The organism is Bradyrhizobium tunisiense (assembly GCF_042263385.1).
Taxonomy (GTDB): Bacteria; Pseudomonadota; Alphaproteobacteria; order Rhizobiales; family Xanthobacteraceae; genus Bradyrhizobium; species Bradyrhizobium tunisiense.
Window position 1 is genome coordinate 300,657 of sequence record NZ_JBHLEV010000004.1, and the last position, 16,719, is coordinate 317,375.

At 63.8% G+C, this 16,719-nt stretch carries 13 protein-coding genes; 10 read left to right on the forward strand and 3 right to left on the reverse strand.

Going from position 1 to position 16,719, the window contains the following annotated elements:
• Positions 1–14: 14 nt before the first annotated feature.
• Positions 15–488 carry an SRPBCC family protein gene (locus ACFDR6_RS20260; RefSeq protein ID WP_375859276.1) on the forward strand — a complete coding sequence of 158 codons (474 nt, stop codon included), beginning with the start codon at positions 15–17 and terminating at the stop codon, positions 486–488.
• Positions 489–491: 3 nt separating this feature from the next.
• On the opposite strand, the gene ACFDR6_RS20265 is transcribed toward ACFDR6_RS20260, so the two are convergent.
• From ACFDR6_RS20265 to ACFDR6_RS20275, 3 genes are all read right to left on the reverse strand, one after another.
• Positions 492–2,711 (reverse strand): heavy metal translocating P-type ATPase, encoded by a 2,220-nt coding sequence (locus ACFDR6_RS20265; protein ID WP_434056902.1) that lies wholly within the window; start codon positions 2,709–2,711, stop codon positions 492–494.
• A gap of 160 nt (positions 2,712–2,871) precedes the next feature.
• Positions 2,872–4,608 carry a bifunctional protein-serine/threonine kinase/phosphatase gene (locus ACFDR6_RS20270; RefSeq protein ID WP_375859566.1) on the reverse strand — a complete coding sequence of 579 codons (1,737 nt, stop codon included), beginning with the start codon at positions 4,606–4,608 and terminating at the stop codon, positions 2,872–2,874.
• Between the two features lie 60 nt (positions 4,609–4,668).
• On the reverse strand, positions 4,669–5,508 hold the full coding sequence (locus tag ACFDR6_RS20275; protein ID WP_212081094.1) for a formate/nitrite transporter family protein: 840 nt from the start codon (positions 5,506–5,508) through the stop codon (positions 4,669–4,671).
• Between the two features lie 670 nt (positions 5,509–6,178).
• On the opposite strand from ACFDR6_RS20275, the gene ACFDR6_RS20280 reads away from it, so the two are divergent.
• The 9 genes from ACFDR6_RS20280 (at position 6,179) to ACFDR6_RS20320 (ending at position 16,710) form a co-directional block, all read left to right on the forward strand.
• Positions 6,179–7,501, forward strand: coding sequence for a CmpA/NrtA family ABC transporter substrate-binding protein (locus ACFDR6_RS20280; protein WP_212081095.1), 1,323 nt, complete (start codon positions 6,179–6,181; stop codon positions 7,499–7,501).
• 60 nt (positions 7,502–7,561) lie between these two features.
• Positions 7,562–8,458 (forward strand): nitrate ABC transporter permease, encoded by an 897-nt coding sequence (gene ntrB / locus ACFDR6_RS20285; protein WP_317240519.1) that lies wholly within the window; start codon positions 7,562–7,564, stop codon positions 8,456–8,458.
• A gap of 11 nt (positions 8,459–8,469) precedes the next feature.
• Positions 8,470–9,264: an ABC transporter ATP-binding protein gene (locus tag ACFDR6_RS20290; RefSeq protein ID WP_212081097.1), complete on the forward strand. Its 795-nt coding sequence runs from the start codon at positions 8,470–8,472 to the stop codon at positions 9,262–9,264.
• Positions 9,265–9,599: 335 nt separating this feature from the next.
• The gene (locus ACFDR6_RS20295; RefSeq protein WP_317240518.1) at positions 9,600–10,979 is read left to right on the forward strand and encodes an MFS transporter; all 1,380 of its coding nucleotides are present in this window, start codon (positions 9,600–9,602) and stop codon (positions 10,977–10,979) included.
• Between the two features lie 122 nt (positions 10,980–11,101).
• Entirely contained in the window at positions 11,102–11,530 is a 429-nt protein-coding gene (locus ACFDR6_RS20300; RefSeq protein WP_212081099.1) for a globin family protein, read from the forward strand.
• Positions 11,531–11,540: 10 nt separating this feature from the next.
• Positions 11,541–12,758 carry an NAD(P)/FAD-dependent oxidoreductase gene (locus ACFDR6_RS20305; RefSeq protein ID WP_375859277.1) on the forward strand — a complete coding sequence of 406 codons (1,218 nt, stop codon included), beginning with the start codon at positions 11,541–11,543 and terminating at the stop codon, positions 12,756–12,758.
• Positions 12,759–12,785: 27 nt separating this feature from the next.
• A complete protein-coding gene (locus tag ACFDR6_RS20310; protein ID WP_375859278.1) occupies positions 12,786–15,488 on the forward strand; it encodes a molybdopterin-dependent oxidoreductase in 2,703 nt (900 codons plus the stop codon).
• Between the two features lie 142 nt (positions 15,489–15,630).
• Positions 15,631–15,825, forward strand: a complete 195-nt coding sequence (locus ACFDR6_RS20315) for a hypothetical protein (RefSeq protein WP_375859279.1) — start codon at positions 15,631–15,633, stop codon at positions 15,823–15,825.
• A gap of 45 nt (positions 15,826–15,870) precedes the next feature.
• The gene (locus tag ACFDR6_RS20320; protein ID WP_375859280.1) at positions 15,871–16,710 is read left to right on the forward strand and encodes an aldo/keto reductase; all 840 of its coding nucleotides are present in this window, start codon (positions 15,871–15,873) and stop codon (positions 16,708–16,710) included.
• The last annotated feature ends 9 nt before the right edge of the window (positions 16,711–16,719 follow it).

Below are 16,719 nucleotides of genomic sequence, written 5' to 3' on the forward strand. Positions count from 1 at the left end.
CAAGGAATTCCATCATGATCTATTCGACCGCCACCGTTCCCGTAAATCGGCAAGGCGAGACACTGCTGACTCGCGCTCAGGTCTGGCAAGGCCTGGTTCTCAAGGCCCGCGACGCCCGGCTGTTTCTTCCACCCGATCTCTGTACCCGTTGCGAGGTGGTGGAGGAGAGCGCAACGCACATCGTGCGCGAAGCTACCATCGCAGGCAGCGATCTGCGCGAGATCATCACCTTCGAGCCGGAGCGCAAGGTGACCTTCTTTCAGGCCACCGGTCCGCGCGAGGGCGCGATCATCAACGAGCTGTTCGAAGATGAAGCCGGAGGGCTGCAACTGCGGTTCTATTGCTACACCGGCTTGCGCGGCAAGAAGCCGTTCGGCCCCGAAGAGCAAGCCGAGCAGGCGCAGTTCGACAGCGACCAGGGCTACAAGGCCGCCCTGCTGTCGACGCTGAAGCGGACCCGCGAACTGCTCGCGGAAGGCAAGCTCTGATCATCACAACGAATATGCCCCCGGGGACCGCCTCTTCGGGGGCGCCCCGCTTTCCAAGCTGATCCCCATGCGCAAGAGGCGCAAGGCATTTGCCGTGACCAGCACGGTGGCGCCCGTGTCGGCCAAGATCGCCATCCAGAGCGAAGTGACGCCGAGCACCGTGGTCGCCAGAAAGACGGTCTTGAGCCCGAGCGCGATGATGATGTTCTGCCGGATAACGGACAGCGTCGCTCGTGAGAGCGCGACCAATTCGACCACCCCGCGTACGCGATCCCTGAGGAGAGCTGCATCTGCGGTCTCCAGCGCCACATCTGTACCGCTGCCCATGGCCACGCCGACATCGGCAGCCGCAAGCGCCGGGGCATCGTTGATGCCATCGCCAATCATCGTGATCGGGCCGGCCGTCTTCAAGTCATTGATGATCGCGAGCTTGGCGTCGGGGAGAAGCTCGGATTGCACTTCGAGGTCGAGAGCCCTTCCGATGGCCTCGCCAGTGCGTCGATTGTCCCCCGTCAGCATGACGGTTCGAATTCCGAGCGCCTTCAGCCCAGCGATACCGGCCGCCGCATCTTCGCGTGGTTCGTCTCGCAGAGCGATGAACCCAATGACGCGCTTGCCGGCGAGTACAACAACGATGGTTTTCCCCTCACGCTCGAATGCCACGATGCCGGATGCGACATCGTCGCGCAATAGCCCGAGTTCGGCCGCATAACGCGGCGAACCCACGGAAACGAAGCTCTCGCGAAGACGCGCGGTAACGGCCTTGCCGGGAATGGCAATACCGCCGAAACTTTGCGGAATTGCGAGACCGCGCGCTTTCGCCGCCGCGACGATCGAGAGGCCGAGCGGATGGCTCGAGTGGCCTTCGACTGCCGCTGCTCTCGCCAAAACATCGTTCTCGGTTCCCTCGACCGCAGTGATGTCGGTCACCTGCGGCCTTCCGACGGTCAGAGTGCCTGTCTTGTCGAAGGCGATGGTCCTGACCTTGCCCAGGATTTCCAGGGCTGCTCCGCTTTTGATGAGAAGCCCGCGCCGTGCACCCGATGCAAGGCCGGAGGCGATTGCCGCGGGCGTCGAGATCACGAGCGCGCAGGGGCACGCGATGAGCAGGGCCGCCAATCCGCGATAAATCCAGGTGTACCAATCAGCTCCGGCGACGAGAGGTGGTCCGGCCATGATGAGCGCTGCCACTGCCATGGCAGCCGGCGTGTAGCGTGCCGAAAACTGATCGATGAAACGCGCGGTGGGCGCCTTCGATCCCTGCGCTTCTTCAACCAGATGAATGATGCGTGCAATCGTATTGTCAGCGGCCGTGCGCGTGAGCCGAACGCGCAGCGTTCCATTCGCATTGATGCTTCCGGCATATAACTGATCGCCGACGCCCTTTGCGACCGGAGTTGACTCGCCAGTAACGGGCGCCTCGTCAACCTCGGATTGGCCTTCGATCACGGCGCCATCGGAAGGCACCCTGTCGCCCGCACGAACCGCGACGATGTCGCCCACACGCAAACGCTCGACGGGCACCTCTCGAACCTGGCCACCCTCTTCGATCCGGGCGGTTCGCGGCATGAGATCAACCAGGGCTTTGATCCCCGCCCTGGCGTGTCCCGCCGCGACTGTCTCCAGAAGCTCGCCGATCGCGAACAGGACTATGACGACCGCCGCCTCTTCGGCGGCACCGATCGCGATGGCTCCGGCGGCGGCAACGGTCATGAGAGTCTCGATGCCAAACGGCGTGCCGGACAGAGCGCCCACGAAAGCCCGCCGCGCGACCGGCACGAGCCCGATGAGCGCTGCAGCGCCGTAGCCCCAAAACGAGAGTTCGGGTCTTGCTGTCGAGATGGCGAACGCAAGCGCGAGGAGGCCGCCCAGGCCGAGAACCATTCGGCCCCTGCGCGTCTTCCACCAGGGCTCTGCACCCGGCGCCTGCTCGTGCGTGGCCGTGGCGTCGGACGTGCCGAGGAACGCTCCGCTCAGCGGCTTCGGTGTGTAGCCGAGCGCCCGGATTTTGCCCTCGACGACCGCTCGCGAGGTTCGATCCTCGTCGAGGCGCACCGAGAGCGTCTCGGTCGAATAGTTCATATTGATGTGGCTCACGCCGGGCAGCCGCTTGAGCGCGTTCTCGACTTTGATCGCGCAGGCGCCGCAGTCCATGCCTTCAACGCGCAGCTTGAGCGCATTGCCGGCAGCGGCAGGGGACTCATTCGGCACAGATACCGTCATGACGGTCACCTCGATTTCGTCGGCATGACGCTCCATATGGACCCTATACCTGCGACAGGGTCAATCCACGCCGAACAGCCGGCCAGGATCACCAGATGCTCCGGCGAGCACAATGCTTCCGCTTGCTCCTCGGAGGGCTGACATCGACGCCATCATACGTTTAACGCGTGTGCAGCAACGCGAGCAGCACGACGACCGCGCAGGCGAGTGCCGCCGTCGTCAGCTTCCAGAACATCAACGGACTGCGCTCCAACAGCGGCGTGATCCGCGTGTCGAGATAGACGGGGTTGGGCGTGCGGAGCTCGAAGACGAATTCGGACAGATCCTCATGCCTCTTGTAGGGATCAGGATGCAGCGCGCGTTTGAGCGCGCCGTCGACCCAGGCAGGCACGTTGCGATCGTCGTCGGCCGGGCGGTATTTGAGCCTTCGCACGTCCGCCTTGCGCCGGATCCTGGCAACCTGTGTGCCATAAGGCAGTTTTCCGGTCAGCATCTGGTAGCAGATCACCGCCAGCGAAAACATGTCGGAGCGTGGCGTGCCGCCCTGCCCAAGAAAATACTCCGGAGCTGTATACTGGACGGTGCCCAGGATTTCGTCGGCCTCGTCCGGTGGCGCCGCTTCCGCGACGCCGGCCACCTTGACTGATCCGAAGTCGATGATCTTGGCGGTGCCCGTTTTGTCGATCAGGATGTTGTCGGGCCTGAGGTCCTGATGCAGCATCTCCATACGATGGAAGGCGCGCAGGCCGGCGGCGATCTGCTCGATCAGTCCGCGCACGGTTTCGAGATCCGGGCGTGGATTGTCGGTCATCCATTGCTTCAAGGTTTGCCCCTCGACGAATTCGGTCGCTACGTAGAGGTAACTGCGCCGCCTGGACTGTGACAGCGGCTTCAGCACGTGCGGGCTGTCGATCCGGCGCGCGATCCATTCCTCCATCAGGAAACGCTTGAGATAGGCGGTATTGTCGCGCAAATCGACCGACGGCAGCTTGAGCGCGACCGGCTCCTCGGTCTCTACGTCGACCGCGAGATAGATGTGGCTGCGACTGCTGCCGTGAATCTCACGGACAATGCGGTAGCCGTCGAAGATCGCGCGCGGCTCCGGCAGCGCAGGCAGCGGCAATTGTGACGTCTGATTGAAGATGCCGGCCGGCTCGCGCTGCGGCACCGCGTCGATGCGCAGGATCTGGACGGTGATGTTGTCGTCGCTGCCGCGCCGGTAGGCTTCCTCGACGATGGCCTTGGCCGCTCCGTCGAGCCCGCCTGCATGCTCGCTCAGCGCGCTCGTGACGAAGCGCGCGTCGACGAATTCGTAGGCGCCGTCGGTCGCCAGCAGGAAAACGTCGCCGGCCTCGACCTCGAACGCCTGATAGTCGATCTCGAGCTGCGGATTGATGCCGAGTGCGCGGCCGAGATAGGTCTGCTCCGAAGACACGATGATCCGGTGATCGTCCGTCAGTTGTTCGAGCGCCTTGCCCGCCACGCGGTAAACGCGGCAGTCGCCGACATGAAAGATGTGCGCCGTGGTCGCCTTGATGACCATGGCGGTCAGGGTGCAGACATAACCCTTGTCGCGGTCATAGGCATATTGGCTCTTGCGCGTCTGCGCGTGCAGCCAGGAATTGGTTGCGTCCAGCACGCGGCGGGCGGACGTCTTCACCGTCCAGGATTCCGACGTGCAATAATAGTCCATCAGGAAGCTCTTGACCGCCGACTCGCTGGCGATCTGGCTCACCGTGCTGGAGGAGATGCCGTCGGCAAGGACCGCGGCGATGCCCTTCAGGCTGAGCAGCGGCTCCTCGGGAATGAGAACGCCGTGAAAGTCCTGGTTGACCGGCTTGCGGCCCTTGTCGGAGTGCTGGCCGACCGAGATCAGGAGACCGAGGGGCATCGTCATCACCAGGAGAGAGGAGCCTCACCCTGGCTGGGCGAGGCTCCCCTGTCGAGACGTGTTCGATCAGGCCGCAACGCGGGGCTTCGCGACCTTGTCGATCTGGCGCTTCGGCTTTGTCATGACGTGCGTCGCATAGAGAGTCATGCCGGTGAAGGCGAGGCCGCCAACGAGGTTGCCGAGCACGGTCGGGATCTCGTTCCAGATCAGATAGTCCATGATCGAGAACTTCGCGCCGAGGAGCATGCCCGACGGGAACAGGAACATGTTCACGACCGAATGCTCGAACACCATGTAGAAGAACACCAGGATCGGCATCCACATCGCAATGACCTTGCCGGGCACCGAGGTCGAGATCATGGCGCCGACGACGCCGGTCGAGACCATCCAGTTGCAGAGCATGCCGCGCAGGAACAGCGTCGCCATGCCGGCCGCGCCGTGGGCGGCGTAGCCAAGCGTTCGACCCTCGCCGATGTTGCCGATCGCCGCGCCGACCTTGTCGGGCGCCTGGGTGAAGCCGAATGTGGTGACGAAGGCCATCATGAAGGCCACGGTGAACGCGCCGGCGAAATTGCCGACGAAGACGAGGCCCCAGTTGCGCAGCACGCCGCCGAAGGTGACGCCCGGGCGCTTGTCGATCAGGGCAAGCGGCGAGAGCACGAACACGCCGGTCAGGAGATCGAAGCCCAACAGGTAGAGCATGACGAAGCCGACCGGAAACAGCAGCGCGCCGACCAGCGGCTGGCCCGTATTCACGGTGATGGTGACGGCGAACCAGGCCGCCAGCGCCAGGATGGCACCGGCCATGTAGGCGCGGATGATGGTATCCCGGGTGGACATGAAGATCTTGGACTCGCCTGCATCCACCATCTTGGTGACGAATTCCGAAGGCGCGAGATACGACATCAATGGTTCCTTTTGCTTCGTAAGTGAGATCGACACGCCCCTCAGGAGCGCGGCTGAACGTCTTGGGCCGTGCGGGCTGGCCGGCCGCGCACGAGAGCTATTGAGAGTTTGGAAGCCTTGGGAATCGCGTCACGAGGACCAAAAAGGCCGCGAAGCAGTTGAGCTTCCGGGATGCAGCCGCCAGAGGCTGCAACAATGCGGCAAGCCGCAGTCTTCGTTGACGCCAAAGGAAATGCAAGTTGCGTGCCGGCCGAGGGCGCAGGAAAGACGCAGTGATATCAATCTGATGCGCGATCTCTTGAACTGATCCTGGTACGCGCTCGGCCTCTTGCGTGAGCTATTGCATAACATTTGTGCGTCGCACAAGGATTGAGCAAATCGCAAATTTCGCATGCGGCGCTGGCCTGCGACATTCTGGCGCGAACTCTTTAACGCATTGAAAATTTTGTCCTTTTCACGGTGTCGGGCTTGGCATGAAGCTTGAATAGTTCCAGTCGACGCCATTGAAGCCGTCCCGCGAGACTTCTCATCCGATTTGCTGACGCCACCAGACGGGGGTCTCCCCCGTCGTGCGTTCGCATGCGCCAAAGATGGCGCCGCCGGACGGACGGGCTGCTCGTGTGCACAGACGCCAATCAATTCTGCAACGATGCAAAGGACGACACTGCCTATGACCAAGCGCACCCGCCGGCCCTCGGAATCGACTGGCCTGAGCCGCCGTCAATTGTTGAAAGCCACCGGCTCCACCGCCGCACTTCTCGCCGCCGCAAAACTGAATTTCCCCGCCGGCGCCTTCGCCCAGGATGCAGGTCCCGAAGTCAAGGGCGCCAAGCTCGGCTTCATCGCGCTGAGCGATGCTGGCCCGCTCTTCGTCGCCAAGGACAAGGGCCTGTTTGCCAAATACGGCATGCCCGACACCGACGTGCAGAAGCAGGCCTCATGGGGAACGACGCGCGACAATCTCGTGCTCGGCTCCGAAGGCAACGGCATCGACGGCGCCCATATCCTCACGCCCATGCCGTACCTGATCTCGGCGGGCAAGGTGACGCAGAACAACCAGCCGACCCCGATGTACATCCTGGCGCGGCTCAATCTCGACAGCCAGTGCATCTCCGTTGCCAACGAATATGCCGACCTCAAGCTCGGTGTCGATGCAGCGCCCTTCAAGGCGGCGCTGGAGAAGAAGAAGGCGTCGGGCAAGGCCGTGAAGGCCGCGATGACTTTCCCCGGCGGCACGCACGACCTCTGGATCCGCTACTGGCTCGCCGCCGGCGGCATCGATCCCGACAAGGACATCGAGACCATCGTGGTGCCGCCGCCGCAAATGGTGGCCAACATGAAGGTCGGCACCATGGACTGCTTCTGCGTCGGCGAGCCCTGGAATCTGCAGCTGATCCATCAGAAGATCGGCTACACCGCCATCAATACCGGCGAGCTCTGGAACAAGCATCCCGAGAAATCCTTCGGCATGCGCGCCGCCTTCGTCGACAAATATCCCAAGGCGGCCAAGGCGCTGCTGATGGCAGTGATGGAAGCCCAGCAATGGGCCGACAAGGCCGAGAACAAGGCCGAGCTCGCCGCGATCATGGGCAAGCGGCAGTGGATGAACTGCCCGGTCGAAGACGTGCTCGACCGCACTGCCGGCAAGTTCGACTACGGCATTCCCGGCAAGGTGGTCGAGAACTCGCCGCACATCATGAAGTACTGGCGCGATTTCGCCTCTTACCCCTTCCAGAGCCACGATCTCTGGTTCCTCACCGAGGACATCCGCTGGGGCAAGTACGAAGCCGGCTTCGATACCAAGGCGCTGATCGCCAAGGTCAATCGCGAAGACATGTGGCGCGATGCGGCCAAGACGCTGGGCGTCGCGGCCGCTGAGATCCCGACGTCCACCTCGCGCGGCAAGGAGACTTTCTTCGACGGCAAGGTGTTCGATCCGGAAAACCCGGCTGCCTATTTGAAGTCGCTCGCGATCAAGCGCGTCGAAGTCTGATGTAGCCAGCGGCCGCCTTCGGGCGGCCGCGTCGTCCTTTGCAGCCGGAGAAATATTGCGATGAACATGACTGCCGCCAAGATTGAGATTGAAACTGCGACGCCTGCGGCCAGCGCCGCGCCGGTCGTCGCGCTGACGCCGAAGCGCCCCCCGCGCACGGAAGCTTACGCGCGCATGGCGCGGGAGACGGCCGTGCGCGTGATCCCGCCCCTGGTCGTGATCGCGCTGCTGACGCTTATTTGGGAGCTGGTCTGCCGCCGAGCCGGCTCGGCTCTGCCGCCGCCGTCGAAGGTGTTCACTGACACCAAGGAGCTGATCCTCGATCCGTTCTTCGACCATGGCGGCATCGACAAGGGTCTGTTCTGGCATCTGTCCGCCAGTCTCCAGCGCGTCGCCTTTGGCTATTCGCTCTCGGCGATCGCCGGCATCGCGCTCGGCGTTCTCGTGGGGCAATCGGTCTGGGCGATGCGCGGGCTCGATCCGCTGTTCCAGGTGCTGCGCACCATTCCGCCGTTGGCCTGGCTGCCGCTCTCGCTCGCGGCCTTCCGCGACGGCCAGCCCTCGGCGATCTTCGTCATCTTCATCACCTCGATCTGGCCGATCATCATCAACACCGCCGTCGGCATCCGCAACATCCCGCAGGACTACCGCAACGTCGCTGCCGTCGTGCAGCTCAATCCACTCGAATTCTTCTCCAAGATCATGATCCCGGCGGCCGCGCCCTACATCTTCACGGGCCTTCGCATCGGCATCGGCCTGTCCTGGCTCGCGATCGTCGCCGCGGAAATGCTGATCGGAGGCGTCGGTATCGGCTTCTTCATCTGGGACGCCTGGAACTCGTCGCATATCAGCGAGATCATCCTGGCGCTGTTCTATGTCGGCATCATCGGCTTCGTGCTGGACCGCCTGATCGCGGGCCTCGGCAAGGTCGTCACCCGCGGCACCGCGCAGAACTGAGGAGAGAGCACATGACCGCCTATCTGAAGCTCGACCACATCGACAAGGTCTTCACCCGCGGCGCCGCCAGCACCGAGGTGCTCAAGGAGATCAACCTGACGATCGAGAAGGGCGAATACGTCTCGATCATCGGCCATTCCGGTTGCGGTAAGTCGACCCTGCTCAACATCATCGCGGGCCTGACCAATGCCACCACCGGCGGCGTGCTGCTGGAGAACCGCGAGGTGAATTCGCCGGGACCCGATCGCGCCGTGGTATTCCAGAACCACAGCCTGCTGCCGTGGCTCACCGTCTACGAGAACGTCAGGCTCGGCGTCGACAAGGTCTTCGCCAAGACCAAGTCCCGTTCCGAGCGCGACGCCTGGGTGATGCACAATCTCAATCTCGTGCAGATGGCCCATGCCAGGGACAAGCGGCCCTCGGAGATTTCCGGCGGCATGAAGCAGCGTGTCGGCATTGCGCGGGCGCTGGCCATGGAGCCGAAGGTGCTGCTGCTGGACGAGCCCTTCGGCGCGCTCGACGCGCTGACGCGCGCCCACCTGCAGGACTCCGTGATGGCGCTGCATCAGAAGCTCGGCAACACCATTTTGATGATCACCCATGACGTCGACGAGGCCGTGCTGTTGTCCGACCGCATCGTGATGATGACCAATGGGCCGAGCGCGCGCATCGGCGAGGTGCTGGAGGTGCCGCTGGCGCGGCCGCGACGGCGGCTCGAGCTCGCGACCAACGCCACTTATCTGAAGTGCCGGCAGCGTGTGCTCGAATTCCTCTACGAGCGTCATCGCTTCGTCGAGGCCGCGTAAGCGAACGGCTAACGCGAGAATGCTTGCGCCCAAATAATCGACATCCCGCTCAATCCTTGTGCGCCGCACAAGGATTGAGCGAATCGCAAATTTAGCGAGCGGAAACACTTCGCAACGAATTCTGGCAATACGAATAACGTGCTGAAATCCCTGGATTTCCAGCATGCGCGCAATTGGCACGGAAATTGAAACGTCTTTGCGCGACGCCAACGACGACGTCCCTCAACACCATCAATCAGCATCGTGAACTCGCCACCGGGGTGAAGCCTCGGAGCGCGCCTCCATGTGAGGCAGAGCCTGCAACGACGCAGCGGTGAGCCTGGAAGGGATACTCAATGACGAAGAATCCAACTTGGATTTCAGACTGGCGCCCCGAAGATGAGGCATTCTGGAATGCGACTGGCAAGTCTATCGCGCGACGCAATCTGATCTGGTCGATCGTCGCCGAGCATATCGGCTTCTCGGTCTGGCTGATCTGGAGCATCGTCACCACCAAGCTGCCGCAGGCAGGCTTCCACTACACCACCGACCAGCTGTTCCAGCTCGTGGCGGTGCCGGGCCTGATCGGCGCCTTGATGCGCTTTCCCTACACTTTCGCTGTGACGACCTTCGGCGGTCGCAACTGGACCATCTTCAGTGCGGCGATCCTGTTCATTCCGACGCTGTCGCTTGCCTATTTCGTCAGCCAGCCCGATACGCCGTTCTGGCTGATGCTGCTGGTCGCCTCGACCGCGGGTCTGGGCGGCGGCAATTTCGCCTCCAGCATGACCAACATCTCGTTCTTCTTCCCCGACCGGATGAAAGGGTGGGCGCTGGGCCTCAACGCCGCCGGCGGCAATATCGGCGTCTCCAGCGTGCAGCTCCTGACCCCGATCCTGATGACGCTCGCCGTCTTCAACCTGTTCCAGGCAACGCCGGTCGACGGCATCTTCCTCCAGAACGCCGGGCTGATGTGGGTGCTGCCGATCGCGATCGCGGTGTTCGGCGCCGTGTTCTTCATGAACAATCTCACCACGGCGAAATCGTCTGTGAAGAACCAGCTCGCGATCGTGAAGCGCAAGCATACCTGGATCATGGCGTATCTCTATATCGGCACGTTCGGATCCTTCATCGGCTATTCGGCTGCATTCCCGCTGCTGATCAAGACCCAGTTCCCGCAGGTCACGATTGCCATCGCATTCCTGGGCCCGCTGGTCGGCTCGCTGTCGCGTCCGCTCGGCGGCTGGCTTGCGGACAAGATCGGCGGCTCGATCATCACGTTCTGGAATTTCATCGTGATGGCGGGCGCGACGGTCGGCGTGCTCTACTTCGTCGGGCAGAAGGATTTCATCGGCTTCCTGTCGATGTTCCTGATCCTGTTCGTGACGACCGGTATCGGCAACGGCTCGACCTATCGCATGATCCCCTCGATCTTCCGTGAGGAGAATCTGTTCAAGGTGCGCGGCAAGGGCGACACGGCGCGCGCGCTGGCGCTCAAGACGGCGAGCATCGAGAGCGGTGCAGCGGTCGGCTTCATCGGCGCCATCGGGGCCGTCGGCGGCTATCTGATCCCGACCGGCTTCGGCAAGTCGATCGCCATCACCGGCGGGCCGCAGCTCGCGCTCGCGATCTATCTCGCCTTCTACGCCTCCTGTCTCGCTCTGACCTGGTGGTTCTACCTGCGTCGCAGCCCGCAGGGTGAAGGGGCGGCAAGCCTTGCCGAAGCAAGGGTCTAATACTTGGTACGAATCTCGCTTCTCCCCGTACGCGGGGAGAAGTCCCTCTGATGACGTTTGACCCATGAACTTCTTCCGCAACGGCGCGGGCGAAGGCAGACCGAAACAGACAGGAGAACAGCATGACGCCAGAACAGATCGCCCTCGTCCAGCAGAGCTTCGCCAAGGTCGCACCGATTTCAGCGCAGGCTGCGGTGCTGTTCTACGATCGTCTTTTCGAGATGGCGCCGTCCGTGCGCACGATGTTTCCCGAGGACATGACCGAGCAGCGCAAGAAGCTGATGGGCATGCTCGCTGCCGTTGTCGGTGGCCTGTCGAACCTGAACTCGATTCTTCCCTCAGCCTCGGTGCTCGCCAAGCGCCATGTCGCCTATGGCGCCAAGGCCGAGCACTACCCCGTGGTCGGCGCGGCCCTGCTGTGGACCCTGGAGAAGGGACTCGGTGAAGACTGGACGCCCGAACTCGCAAAAGCGTGGACCGATGTCTACGGCGTGCTGTCCGGCTACATGATGTCCGAAGCCTACGGCGCGCAGCCGCAGGCCGCTGAATAGGAGATGCCTCGTGAGTGAACCGCTGGTCATCGTCGGTAACGGTATGGCGGCCGCGCGTCTGGTCGACGAGCTCGCCAAGACCGCCCTCGGCCGCTACGCGGTCGCCGTTATCGGCGAGGAGCCGCGGCTCGCTTACAATCGCGTGCTGCTCTCATCCGTGCTGGCCGGCGAGACCGGCTCGCACGAGATCGAACTCCGGCCGGCGGATTGGTGGCGGCATCGCGGCGTCACCGTGCGTTACGGCTATCGCGTCACCGAAATCGATGTCGGCCGCCGCGAGCTGAAGATCGAAGGCGAAGAGAGCATGGAATATTCCAAGCTCGTGCTCGCCACGGGATCGACGCCGCTGCGGCTCAACGTGCCGGGCGCCGATCTCGCCGGCGTGCACACCTTTCGCGACACCCGCGACGTCGACCTGTTGCTGACGCTTGCCGCGGCCAAGAAGCGCGTCGTTGTCGTCGGCGGCGGCCTGCTCGGACTTGAAGCAGCTTACGGCCTCGCCAAGGCCGGCGCGCCGGTGACGCTGCTGCATCTCATGGACCGGCTGATGGAGCGTCAGCTCGACGGGCCGGCCGCCGACCTGCTCAAGACGCTGGTCGAGCGCAAGGGCATCCGCATCCTGCTCAACGCCTCGACCGCACGCATCCATGGCGATGGTCATGTCGAAGCCGTCGAGCTTGCCGACGGCAGCCGCATCGAGGCCGATGCCGTGATCTTCGCGGCCGGCATCAAACCGAGCGCGGCGCTGGCGAAAGAAGCGGGGATCGCAGTCAATCGCGGCATCGTCGTCAACGACGTCATGCAGACGTCCTCGCCCGACATCTTCGCGCTCGGCGAATGCGCCGAGCATCACGGCACCTGCTACGGCCTGGTCGAGCCCGCCTACGAGCAGGCGCGCGTGCTGGCGCGACATCTCGCCGGACGTCCTACTTCCTATCAGGGCAGCGTGGTTTCGACCAATCTGAAGGTCTCCGGCGTCAGCGTGTTCTCCGCCGGCGATTTCATGGGCGGGGAGGGCAGCGAGAGCCTCGTGCTGACCGATCGCAGGCGCGGGACCTACAAGAAGCTCGTCATCGCGGACGGACGGCTCACCGGCGCCGTGCTGATCGGCGATACCGTCGATGCGCTCTGGTACCTCGAGCTGATCCGCAATCGCGACAAGGTGGCGGCGATCCGCACTGACATGATGTTCGGCCGCGCGCTCGCGCGTCCCTCCAAGGCGGCATGACACGCCAGCTTGATAAGGCAGCCTGATATGACGGCGATCGATCCCACGCTTCGTGCTACCAGGACGGCCTGCCCCTATTGCGGCGTCGGCTGCGGCGTGCTGGCAACGCCTGACGGCAAGGGCGGGGCTGCGATCGCCGGCGACCCTGATCACCCCGCCAATTTCGGCCGGCTGTGCTCCAAGGGCTCCGCGCTCGGCGAGACCGTCGGGCTGGAAGGCCGTCTGCTCTATCCGATGATCCGCTGCAAGGGCGTGCTGGAGCGTGTCGCCTGGAGCGATGCACTGGACCACGTCGCCCATCGCATGCAGCACATCGTAGCGCGCGACGGCGCCGACGCAGTCGCGTTCTATCTCTCCGGCCAGCTCCTGACCGAGGACTACTACGTCGCGAACAAGCTGATGAAGGGCTTTGTCGGCACCGCCAATGTCGACACCAATTCGCGGCTCTGCATGTCGTCGTCGGTCGCCGGCCATCGCCGCGCCTTCGGTGCCGATACCGTGCCCGGCTGCTACGAGGATCTCGACCACGCAGATTTGCTCGTCTTCGTCGGTTCGAACGCGGCTTGGTGTCATCCGGTGCTGTTCCAGCGCATGCTGAAGAACCGGCAGGAGCGTGGCGCGCGCATGATCGTGATCGACCCGCGCCGTACCGACACTGCCGATGACGTCGATCTGTTCCTGGGGCTCAAGCCCGGCACCGACACCGCGCTGTTCTGTGGCCTGTTGGTCCATCTCGCCGACAACGGCGCGCTGGACCGGGACTACATCGCGCAGAACACGTCAGGCTTCGACGAGGCGCTGGCGCGCGCCCGGAGCATTGCCGGCAGCGCCACCGCGACCGCGCTCGCCACGGGCCTCTCCGAGCAGGACGTCGCCGATTTCTTCAAGATGTTCCGCGACACCGAGAAGGTCGTCACGCTCTATTCACAGGGCGTCAACCAGTCGGCGCAGGGCACCGACAAGGTCAATGCGATACTGAACTGCCATCTCGCCACCGGGCGTATCGGCAAGCCGGGCGCCTCGCCGTTCTCGCTCACCGGCCAGCCCAACGCCATGGGCGGCCGCGAGGTCGGCGGCCTCGCCAATATGCTCGCTGCCCATATGGGCTTCACGCCGCCTGACATCGATCGCGTCAGGCGGTTCTGGAAGGCCCCGCACATCGCCACCCATGAGGGGCTGAAGGCGGTGCAGCTGTTCGAGGCCATCAATCGCGGCGAGGTCAAGGCGCTCTGGGTGATGGGCACCAACCCGGCAGTGTCGCTGCCGGATGCGGACTTTGTGCGCGAGGCGTTGAAGAAGCTCGAATTGTTCGTGGTCTCCGAGAACGTGCTCTCCAACGACACCGTCGAGGCGGGGCCGCATGTGCTGCTGCCCGCGCTGGCCTGGGGTGAGAAGTCGGGCACGGTCACCAACTCCGAGCGCCGCATCTCGCGCCAGCGTTCGTTCCTGCCGGCGCCGGGCGAGGCGCGTCCCGATTGGTGGATTTTGAGCGAGACCGCCAAACGCCTCGGCTTCGGCGATAGTTTCAACTACAAATCCGCCGCCGACATCTTTCGCGAGCATGCCGCGCTCTCGGCCTTCGAGAACGACGGCAGCCGTGATTTCGACATCAGCGCACTGACCTTGCTGTCCGACGAAGCCTTCGACGCCTTGAAGCCGGTGCAATGGCCGGTACGCGAAGGCGGCGCGCCGAGCGATCGTTTCTTCGCGAGCGGCGGCTTCTTCACCAATGACGGCAAGGGCCGCTTCGTTGCGCCGGAGGTGCCGTCGCTGCGGAGCGAGACCGGCGCCTCACGTCCCCTCAGGCTCAACACCGGACGCATCCGCGACCAGTGGCACACCATGACGCGTACGGGTCTCAGCCAGCGGCTGGGCGCGCATCTGCCCGAGCCCTTCGTCGAGATCCACCCCGACGACGCCAGCAAGTACGGCATCGTCCATGATGGCTATGCCCGCATCACCACCGACTACGGCCAGTGCATCCTGAAGGCCGTGGTCAGCGACCGCCAGCAGCGCGGCACGCTGTTCGTCCCGATCCACTGGAGCGCGATGAATAGCTCGCATGGCCGCGTCGGGTCGCTGGTGCAGTCGTTCACCGATCCGTTCTCGGGCCAGCCCGAGTCCAAGGCGACGCCGGCCGCGATCGCACCTTACGAATATGTCTTCCGCGGCTTTGCTTTGTCGCGGAAACAACTCGATCTGCCACCGAACCTGTTATGGACCCGCGTCACTGTCGCCGACGGCTTCGGCTATCTCTTTGCCGACAATGCGGACCTTTCGCGCTGGCCGGCCTGGCTGGAGGGCGTCGCCGGCGAGGACGTCGCCGACTATCGCGACTTCGGCGGCGGGGTCTATCGCGCCGCGTCTTTCGCGGGCGACCGCATCGAAACCTGCTTGTTCGTGGGACCCGCGCATGATGCGGGCGATTGGGAGGTGGTGAAGAGCCTGTTCGTGGCCGACCACGTCACCGACGATCAGCGTCGCATGCTGCTGTCGGGCAAGTCCGGCGAGGGGGCCGCTTCTGGCGGACCGATCGTCTGCGCCTGCTTCGGCGTCGGCCGCGACACCATCTGCAACAGCATCGCCACCGGCGCACGCACGGCCGCCGAAATCGGGGCCAAGCTCAAGGCCGGCACCAATTGCGGCTCCTGCATCCCCGAGTTGAAGCGGCTGATCGCGACGACGGACGTGCCGATGAAGCAAGCGAAGATCGCAAGCGCGGTGGGGTAGGTAGGTCTCGTGCCCCGGATGCTGCGCAGCACGTCCGGGACATGAGAGTAGCGTGGACCCAGCCTTGCCCGCCGCCAATCGACGCGCGCTCGTTTGTGTCCTATGCTGCTGCGCGTCCCGCCAGCCAACCACCACAACAACAATGATGCATATGGAAACGCCGCCGCGCCTGATCGAGACCAGGCTCCGCTTCACCATGCCCGACAAGGTCCGCCGCAAGGGCGATCTGCACCTTGCCTCCAACGGTGATGGTGGCGCCAGGACAGACAGGCCCTACATCACGGAGTCGTCGACCGGCAGCGCGCTGGTCGCCGATGTCAGCGGATTGAACTCCTGAACCTGGTAACGGTTGCCTGAGCAGAAGAACGACAGCGGAGCGAACATGAACACCAGACCCTTCGGCAGGACCGGCACCAGTGTTTCCGTGATCGGGCAGGGCACCTGGTATCTCGACCACGGCGATCGCGAGCGCGCGATCGCGGCCCTTCGGCGCGGGCTCGATCTCGGCATGACCCACATCGACACCGCCGAGATGTATGGCGATGCAGAGCTCGTCATTGCCGACGCCATTGCTGGCCGGCGCGATGAGGTGTTCCTGGTCTCCAAGGTGCTGCCGAGCAACGCTTCGCGCCGCGGAACTATCACCGCCTGCGAGCGCTCACTGAAGCGGCTGAACACCGACCGTCTCGATTGCTATCTCCTGCACTGGCGCGGTTCCTATCCGCTGGAAGACACCGTCGCTGCGTTCGAGGAGCTGGTGACGTCAGGCAAGATCAAATCCTGGGGCGTTTCCAATTTCGACGTCGACGATCTCGACGAGATTTTCGAGGTCGCCGGCGAAGGCCGCATCGCCTGCAATCAGGTGCTCTATCACCTCAAGGAACGCGCGATCGAACACGCGGTGATCCCCTGGTGCGAGCGGAATGGCGTCGCCGTGGTTGCCTATTCACCGTTCGGCCACGACGATTTCCCGGATGCGCGCAGCAAGGGCGGCGCTGTGCTGGCGAAGATTGCGGAGGCGCGTCGCGTGACGCCGCGTCAGGTCGCGCTGAGCTTTCTCACCCGTGCAACTACGGTGTTCGCGATCCCGAAGGCGTCGTCCGCAGAACATGCCGGCGAGAATGCCGGGGCCGGTGATCTCGTGCTGACGAAAGAGGAGATTTCCGCGCTCGATGCGGCGTTTCCGCGCGGGCCGAAGCCGCGCAGCCTGCCCATGCTGTAATGCACAAAG

Bases quoted from the DNA above. Each gene is read 5' to 3' on its own strand.
- ACFDR6_RS20295 (WP_317240518.1), top strand. From the start codon at position 9,600: ATGACGAAGAATCCAACTTGGATTTCAGACTGGCGCCCCGAAGATGAG.
- ACFDR6_RS20275 (WP_212081094.1), bottom strand. From the start codon at position 5,508: ATGTCGTATCTCGCGCCTTCGGAATTCGTCACCAAGATGGTGGATGCA.
- ACFDR6_RS20265 (WP_434056902.1), bottom strand. From the start codon at position 2,711: ATGACGGTATCTGTGCCGAATGAGTCCCCTGCCGCTGCCGGCAATGCG.
- ACFDR6_RS20290 (WP_212081097.1), top strand. From the start codon at position 8,470: ATGACCGCCTATCTGAAGCTCGACCACATCGACAAGGTCTTCACCCGC.
- ntrB (WP_317240519.1), top strand. From the start codon at position 7,562: ATGAACATGACTGCCGCCAAGATTGAGATTGAAACTGCGACGCCTGCG.
- ACFDR6_RS20260 (WP_375859276.1), top strand. From the start codon at position 15: ATGATCTATTCGACCGCCACCGTTCCCGTAAATCGGCAAGGCGAGACA.
- ACFDR6_RS20315 (WP_375859279.1), top strand. From the start codon at position 15,631: ATGATGCATATGGAAACGCCGCCGCGCCTGATCGAGACCAGGCTCCGC.
- ACFDR6_RS20270 (WP_375859566.1), bottom strand. From the start codon at position 4,608: ATGACGATGCCCCTCGGTCTCCTGATCTCGGTCGGCCAGCACTCCGAC.
- ACFDR6_RS20280 (WP_212081095.1), top strand. From the start codon at position 6,179: ATGACCAAGCGCACCCGCCGGCCCTCGGAATCGACTGGCCTGAGCCGC.
- ACFDR6_RS20310 (WP_375859278.1), top strand. From the start codon at position 12,786: ATGACGGCGATCGATCCCACGCTTCGTGCTACCAGGACGGCCTGCCCC.
- ACFDR6_RS20320 (WP_375859280.1), top strand. From the start codon at position 15,871: ATGAACACCAGACCCTTCGGCAGGACCGGCACCAGTGTTTCCGTGATC.
- ACFDR6_RS20300 (WP_212081099.1), top strand. From the start codon at position 11,102: ATGACGCCAGAACAGATCGCCCTCGTCCAGCAGAGCTTCGCCAAGGTC.